Raw genomic sequence first — 206 nt, 5'->3', positions numbered from 1 at the left:
CTTGGCGGGCTCTCCGATGCCGACCTGATTGATGCGGCCCGGGCGGCGAGTCGGGCCGAGAACGCGGTGTGCGCACGCAAGTTGGCGGTGATGGCCGAGTTGTTCACCCGCCGTGTGGACCTCGCCCCGGCCGAGCGGCTGCACTGGTGGGTCGATCCCCAGGCCGCGGTGACCGCCGAGATCGCCGCGGCGTATCGGATCACCCA

Annotated in this window: 1 pseudogene; it reads left to right on the top strand. The window is 71.4% G+C overall.

What is annotated here, in order from left to right:
* A pseudogene (locus BST38_RS28895) lies at positions 1–206 on the top strand (HNH endonuclease signature motif containing protein); the annotation flags it as partial.

This window comes from Mycolicibacterium parafortuitum (assembly GCF_002086815.1).
Classification (GTDB): domain Bacteria; phylum Actinomycetota; class Actinomycetes; order Mycobacteriales; family Mycobacteriaceae; genus Mycobacterium; species Mycobacterium parafortuitum.
Note: the sequence above shows the minus strand (reverse complement) of the source record. Positions and strands in the feature narration are given on the sequence as shown.